The 7,075-nt window shown below is 58.7% G+C and carries 5 protein-coding genes; 1 reads left to right on the top strand and 4 read right to left on the bottom strand.

Going from position 1 to position 7,075, the window contains the following annotated elements:
• The first annotated feature begins 72 nt into the window (after positions 1-72).
• Entirely contained in the window at positions 73-630 is a 558-nt protein-coding gene (locus tag PHD22_RS15635; protein WP_299868941.1) for a recombinase family protein, read from the top strand.
• A 463-nt stretch (positions 631-1,093) separates the two neighbouring features.
• On the opposite strand, the gene lon is transcribed toward PHD22_RS15635, so the two are convergent.
• The 4 genes from lon to tig form a co-directional block, all read right to left on the bottom strand.
• Entirely contained in the window at positions 1,094-3,511 is a 2,418-nt protein-coding gene (gene lon / locus PHD22_RS15640) for an endopeptidase La (RefSeq protein ID WP_299868943.1), read from the bottom strand.
• Positions 3,512-3,598: 87 nt separating this feature from the next.
• Entirely contained in the window at positions 3,599-4,873 is a 1,275-nt protein-coding gene (clpX, locus tag PHD22_RS15645; protein ID WP_299868945.1) for an ATP-dependent Clp protease ATP-binding subunit ClpX, read from the bottom strand.
• A gap of 41 nt (positions 4,874-4,914) precedes the next feature.
• On the bottom strand, positions 4,915-5,559 hold the full coding sequence (gene clpP / locus PHD22_RS15650; RefSeq protein ID WP_299868948.1) for an ATP-dependent Clp endopeptidase proteolytic subunit ClpP: 645 nt from the start codon (positions 5,557-5,559) through the stop codon (positions 4,915-4,917).
• 25 nt (positions 5,560-5,584) lie between these two features.
• Positions 5,585-6,886 (bottom strand): trigger factor, encoded by a 1,302-nt coding sequence (gene tig, locus PHD22_RS15655; protein WP_299868950.1) that lies wholly within the window; start codon positions 6,884-6,886, stop codon positions 5,585-5,587.
• Positions 6,887-7,075 lie beyond the last annotated feature (189 nt).

Consider the following 7,075-nt stretch of genomic DNA (forward strand, 5'->3'; position numbering starts at 1 on the left):
AAAACCGTTGTTTTGTATTTTGTGCCAGGCTAATATCTGAGCCATACATTTTGAGCCAGAAAGAAGCCCGCCATGTCCGCCATCGTCGCCTATGCCCGCGTCTCGACCGATGACCAAACCTGCGAGAACCAGCGCCGCACCATTTCGGCTCGCTACGCCGTGGCGAAGTGGTTTACCGATGACGGGGTGTCGGGTGCGATCGCGGCGACCGAGCGCCCATCCATGACGGCCCTGCTGGCCTACGTGCGGGAGGGTGACGTTGTGATCGTTGCCGCAATCGACCGACTCGGGCGCAACACGATTGACGTGCTCTCGACCGTCGAAGCCCTGAAGGCCAAGGGCGTGTCCGTGGTTTCGATGCGGGAAGGCTTCGACCTGGCCACGCCCGCCGGAAAGCTGATGCTGACCATGCTTGCCGCGGTGGCGGAGCTGGAACGGGAAAACCTCAAGGCCCGCCAGCTCGCCGGACTGGAGCGCGCCAAGGCCGAAGGGAAGGCCCTGGGGCGGTCAAAGAGCATTGACGATGCCGCCGTCTGCGCCTGGCGTGCCGAGAACTCTGCCAGCATCAAGGCGACGGCGGAGCACTTCGGCATTTCGGCTGCGAGTGTGAAGCGGGCTTGTTCGAAGTGACCGGGCTTTGAATTCCACGAAACGGCCCCGGGGTGGGGGTAACATGCGGCCCTCTTTTGTTCCCTGTCCCGGGCTCTTCGGGGCGGTCAATTCTGAATCGGGGTACAAATGGGGGTAGGATCCCAACTCAACACATATAAATCAATTAAATTACAATGGTTTATGTGTTTAATTTCATTCCTGTCGGGGGACCAGGAAACCGTCTCAGACTGAATCAAAGAAAGCGCTAAAAGCCCGCAAATGCGGGCTTTTTTGTTTTTGGACGTATGGCAAATGCCACCCAGTCGCGCGTGTTCTGGGGGTATATTTCGACTCCCCGAGCTGAGGTGCACTACATTTTCCGCATTAGCTGCACAAAACAAAGGCTTTACTCCGTTCGCTGTGACCAACTTTTATGGCAAGACGTGCAACAAAAAGCCGGCATTTCAGCCGGCTTTTTGCATCTGCGGGAACACGCACCGTCTCAGTGCTTCACCACTTCCCCCTTGTCTGCAACCTCAGCTGGCTTGGCTACGGCAACCTCACCTGCCGGGACATCCGGAAGGGGCTCGGGCTTGCGCTCGAGGGCATGTTCGAGAACCTGGTCAATCCACTTGACCGGGATGATCTCCAGCTCGTTCTTGACGTTATCCGGAATATCCGTCAAATCCTTGACGTTCTCCTCTGGAATCAGGGCCTTGGTGATGCCCCCACGTACTGCTGCAAGCAACTTCTCCTTGAGGCCACCGATGGGCAGCACCTCACCCCGCAGGGTGATTTCACCTGTCATGGCCACGTCACAACGAACAGGAATGCCCGTAAGCACGGAAACCAGTCCTGTGCAGATGGCAATGCCGGCGGACGGGCCATCCTTCGGGATTGCACCTTCCGGAAGGTGAATGTGGATGTCGGACTTCTGGTAGAAGTCCTCCTGGATTCCCAGTGACTTGGAACGCCGGCGAACCACGGACAGGGCGGCCTGAATGGATTCCTGCATGACCTCGCCGAGCTTGCCCGTAGTCATGATCTTGCCCTTGCCCGGCAAAGCCACCGCTTCAACCGTCAGCAATTCCCCTCCAACCTCGGTCCAGGCAAGACCCGTGACCTGGCCAATCTGGTTTTCCTTCTCGGCCACTCCGTACGTGTACTTGCGGACGCCCAGGTATTTGTCGATATTCTTGGAATTGACCACAACCTTCGTCTTGCGGTTACCGATCACCAGGGCCTTCACCACCTTGCGGCAGACCTTGGACACTTCCCGCTCCAGACCACGCACCCCCGCCTCCCGGGTGTAGAAGCGGACGATGTCCCGGATTGCATCCTCGGTGACGGACAATTCCTCACGCTTGATTCCGTTGTTCTTCATCTGCTTCGGAACAAGATAGCGTTCGGCGATATTCACCTTCTCGTCCTCGGTATAACCGGACAGGCGGATCACCTCCATCCGGTCCAGTAACGGCGCCGGGATGTTGAGGGTGTTGGCGGTGGCCACGAACATCACGTCGGACAGGTCGTACTCGACTTCGATGTAGTGGTCCACGAAGGTGGAGTTCTGCTCCGGGTCGAGCACCTCGAGCAGCGCCGACGACGGATCACCGCGGAAGTCCTGGCCCATCTTGTCCACTTCGTCCAGAAGGAACAGGGGATTGCGGACAGCCACCTTGGACATGTTCTGCAGAATCTTGCCCGGCATGGAACCGATATACGTGCGCCGGTGGCCGCGGATCTCGGCCTCGTCGCGCACGCCGCCGAGGCTCATGCGCACGAACTTCCGGTTGGTTGCACGCGCCACCGACTGACCCAGAGATGTCTTGCCGACCCCCGGAGGGCCCACCAGGCACAGGATCGGGGCCTTGAGCTTGTCTACACGCTGCTGTACGGCAAGATATTCGAGGATGCGCTCCTTGACCTTCTCGAGGCCATAGTGCTCGGTATCGAGGACCTTTTCGGCTTCGGCCAGATCCTTGCTGATGCGCGACTTCTTCTTCCAGGGAAGTCCCACCAGCGTTTCGATGTAGTTACGCACCACGGTGGCTTCGGCAGACATCGGCGACATCAGGCGCAGCTTCTTGAGTTCAGCCTGGGCCTTGGCCGCAGCCTCCTTGGTCATGCCGGAGGCCTTGATCTTCTTCTCCATCTCTTCAAGGTCAGCACCCTCCTCGCCTTCCCCAAGTTCCTTCTGGATCGCCTTGACCTGCTCGTTCAGGTAGTACTCCCGCTGGCTCTTCTCCATCTGGCGCTTGACCCGGCCACGGATGCGCTTTTCCACCTGAAGGATGTCGAGCTCGGTTTCAAGCTGGCTGAGAAGCCGCTCGAGACGCTCGCCTGCATCGAACATCTCGAGGATTTCCTGCTTCTGCTCAAGCTTGAGGGGCAGGTGGGCGGCAATGGTATCTGCCAGCCGGCCCGGCTCTTCTATGCCGGAAAGCGAGCTCAGGATCTCCGGCGGGATCTTCTTGTTCAGCTTAACGTACTGGTCGAACTGACTGATGATGGCCCGACGCATGGCCTCAACCTCGTTGTTCGGGGCCTCTGCCGGCGGAAGCGGCTGAGCCTTGGCAACGAACAGGGTACGCAGATCCTCGACTGATAGTACCCGGGCACGCTGAACACCCTCGACGAGCACCTTCACGGTACCGTCGGGCAGTTTGAGCATCTGGAGAATGTTGGCAATACAACCGAGGTCGTAAAGATCCTCGGCGGAGGGTTCGTCCTTGGCAGCAGATTTCTGCGCCACGAGCAGGATGCTCTTGCCCGCCTCCATGGCGTTCTCAAGCGCCTTGATGGACTTGGGGCGACCCACGAACAGGGGAATCACCATGTGGGGGAACACCACCACGTCGCGCAGGGGCAGCAGCGGAAGTTCGATCTGTTCTTCGGGGAGGTCAAGCGTGCTCGACATGATTTTTCCTTTAAAGGCACTAAGGCCCCATATGGGGCCCTAGAGACATCAATTCAAGCAGGTCCTGCCAAAAACTTCTGCCTGATTTCAGTTGGAGCCGGAGACCTTGGGTTGATCAGCGTAGATCAGGATCGGCTTGGTGCCGCCGTCGATCATGCCTTCATCAATCACCACCTTGGAGACATTCTCCATGGAGGGAAGTTCGTACATGGTATCGAGCAGCGTGCCTTCGAGAATCGAACGCAGACCCCGGGCACCCGTTTTGCGTTTGAGCGCCTTGCGCGCGATGGCCTGCAACGCAGTCGGACGAACCTCCAGTTCGACGCCTTCCATCGAGAAGAGTTTCTGGTATTGCTTGATCAGCGCGTTCTTGGGCTCCACAAGAATCTGGATCAGGGCTTCCTCATCCAGTTCCTGCAAGGTTGCCACCACAGGCAGACGGCCAATCAGTTCGGGGATCAGGCCGAACTTGATTAGATCGCCTGGCTCGACCTCCCGCAGGGCCTCGGAGACACTACCATTCTCACGGCTCTTTACTTCAGCGCCAAAGCCGATGCCGACCTTTTCGGTGCGGTTACGGATAACCTTTTCGAGACCATCGAAGGCTCCACCACAAATGAACAGGATATTGGTGGTATCCACCTGAACGAAATCCTGATTCGGATGCTTGCGCCCTCCCTGGGGCGGAACCGACGCGATGGTGCCTTCGATCAGCTTGAGGAGAGCCTGCTGTACCCCCTCGCCCGATACGTCCCGGGTGATCGACGGATTGTCGGACTTACGCGAAATCTTGTCGATTTCGTCAATATAAACAATACCCTGCTGAGCCTTGTCGACTTCGTAATCGCACTTCTGGAGCAGCTTCTGAATGATGTTCTCGACGTCTTCGCCCACGTAACCGGCTTCGGTCAGAGTGGTGGCATCAGCCATCACAAAGGGCACATTGAGCAAACGTGCCAGGGTTTGAGCCAGCAGAGTCTTTCCAGAGCCAGTAGGACCTACCAGCAGGATGTTGCTCTTGGAAAGCTCGACCTCGTCGTGGGTCTTGGAGAGGTGACGCAGACGCTTGTAGTGGTTGTAGACCGCCACCGACAAGATGCGCTTGGCTGGGCTCTGGCCGATCACATACTGATCGAGGATCGCGCTGATCTCCTTGGGGGATGGCAGCTCACCCTTTGCTCCTTTGGCCACGGCACCGGTATCCGCGTTGATTTCATCGCGGATGATGTCGTTGCACAGCTCGATGCACTCATCGCAGATGAACACGGAGGGGCCCGCAATAAGCTTGCGGACCTCATGTTGGCTCTTGCCGCAGAACGAGCAATACAGGAGCTTCTCGCCGCTCGTTTTCTTGTCCGCCATTACTGACCTTTCACTGAATACGGAGTGTTGCGGGGCACTGCTCAGGCCACGTCGGCACGGCTGGTCAGCACCTTGTCGACGATACCGTAACGCATCGCTTCCTCGGCGGACATGAAGTTGTCCCGGTCGGTATCGCGCTCGATCTGCTCGACACCCTGGCCGGTATGCCGGGCCAGCATGTCGTTGAGCTTGGCACGCAGGGAAAGGATCTCCCGGGCGTGAATTTCGATGTCGGAAGCCTGACCCTGAAAGCCCCCCAGAGGCTGGTGAATCATGATCCGGGAGTTGGGCAGCGAGAAACGCTTGCCCTTCTCGCCGGCGGCAAGCAGGAAGGCGCCCATGCTGGCCGCCTGCCCGATGCACAGGGTGCTCACGTTCGGCTTGATGAACTGCATGGTGTCGTAGATCGCCATGCCTGCCGTTACGGATCCACCAGGAGAGTTGATGTAGAAATAAATGTCCTTATCCGGATTTTCCGACTCAAGGAACAGCAGCTGGGCGACGATCAGGTTGGCGGTCACATCATTGACCGGCCCTACCAGAAACACCACCCGCTCTTTCAGCAGGCGCGAATAGATGTCGTAGGAACGCTCTCCACGACCGCTCTGTTCGACAACCATCGGAATCAGGCCGAGGCCGACCGGATCCCACTCACTACGGGAGAACGAGGGTGTCAAGGGATTCATGTATCGTCGCTTTCTGCGCTTGTTGTTAGGCTGCGTTGCCCATCAGTTCGTCAAAGGAAGTGGTCACGTCGGTGGTCTTGGCATTGCCGACAACCCACTCCACCACATTGTCTTCAATCACCAGTGCTTCGGCCTGGGCCAGGCGCTGGGGCTGGCTGTAGTACCAGCTGACCACTTCGGACGGATCTTCATAGCTGGCAGCGAAGTCTTCGATGATGGCACGGATCTGCTCGGGCTTGGCGTGCAGTTCCTTGGTCTTCACCAGTTCAGACATGATCAGACCGAGCTTGACACGGCGGGTTGCCTGCTCACCAAACCAGGCGGACTCGATGGGCAGGTCCTTGGTCTGCATGCCCCGGGCAGCGAAATCACGCTTTGCATTCTCAGCCAGCTGGGCCGACTCCTGCTCCACCAAGGCCTTCGGCACTTCGATCGGATGGGTTTCGATCAGCACGTTCATCACGCGCTCCTTGAGCCGGGACTGAATACGGCGCTTGACCTCACGCTCCAGGTTGGCCTTGACCTCTTCACGCATCTTGACCACGTCGCCATCAGCCACACCGAGGGACTTGGCGAACTCGGCATCGATTTCCGGCAGCCTGGGTTCTTCGACGGCCTTGACGTTAACATCGAACTCGACGGTCTGACCGGCAAGATTGGCGGCGTGGTAATCCTCGGGGAAAGTCATGTTGAAGGTCTTGCCCTCGCCCGCCTTCAGGCCGGTCGCAGCGACTTCGAAGTCCTTCAGCATCTGGCCACCGCCGATGACAAAGGGAAAGTCCGCGGCCTTGCCGCCTTCGAATTCGACACCATCCTTGCGGCCGGTGAAGTCCACCACCACACGATCACCGTCCTGGGAGGCACGCTCAACAGCGGTAAAGGTGGTGCGCTGCTTGCGCAGGACATCCAGGGTCTTGTCCACTTCAGCTTCGGTCACTTCGAACTGGGGACGCTCCAGCTGCTGGCCGCTCACGTCACCGATCACGATCTCGGGATAGACTTCGAAGACCGCCGTGAATTCGAGCACGCCCTCGGCCGCAGCCTCCTTCGGCTCGATGCTGGGATAGCCGGCGACGCGCAGGTTCTGGGCACGGACGGCTTCGCCGAGCGCTTTTTCAACGGCAGCGCCGATGGCCTCGGAGCGGGCTTGCGGACCGTAGTTCTGGGCCACCATCCGGAACGGGACCTTGCCTGGACGGAAGCCGGGCATCTTGACGGTGCGGGCCATCTTCTTCAGACGGTTTTCCACATCCTGATCGATCTCGGCCAGCGGCACGGACATGTCGATACGGCGCTCCAGCGCGCTAACGGTAACCTGATTGCTCATGAAAGATTCCTGATCGGTCTAGACAAAAACGCCCCACGAACATCACAGCCGACCCATGCAACCGATGCGCCAGATGCTGCTTCCCGTCCGTGCAGTCGTCGGAAAAACCTTTAGTCTACCACAGGGCTTGTTGTTGCTCGCAGCCCCTGCATGGCTTCGCCGTCTCCGGGCAGAGCGCCTGAAGGATGG

The sequence above is a fragment of the Zoogloea sp. genome, from assembly GCF_028693495.1.
In the GTDB taxonomy this organism is placed as follows: Bacteria; Pseudomonadota; Gammaproteobacteria; order Burkholderiales; family Rhodocyclaceae; genus Zoogloea.

Excerpts from the sequence above, each read along its gene's own strand:
- PHD22_RS15635 (WP_299868941.1), top strand. The coding sequence starts at position 73 with ATGTCCGCCATCGTCGCCTATGCCCGCGTCTCGACCGATGACCAAACC.
- tig (WP_299868950.1), bottom strand. The coding sequence starts at position 6,886 with ATGAGCAATCAGGTTACCGTTAGCGCGCTGGAGCGCCGTATCGACATG.
- clpP (WP_299868948.1), bottom strand. The coding sequence starts at position 5,559 with ATGAATCCCTTGACACCCTCGTTCTCCCGTAGTGAGTGGGATCCGGTC.
- clpX (WP_299868945.1), bottom strand. The coding sequence starts at position 4,873 with ATGGCGGACAAGAAAACGAGCGGCGAGAAGCTCCTGTATTGCTCGTTC.
- lon (WP_299868943.1), bottom strand. The coding sequence starts at position 3,511 with ATGTCGAGCACGCTTGACCTCCCCGAAGAACAGATCGAACTTCCGCTG.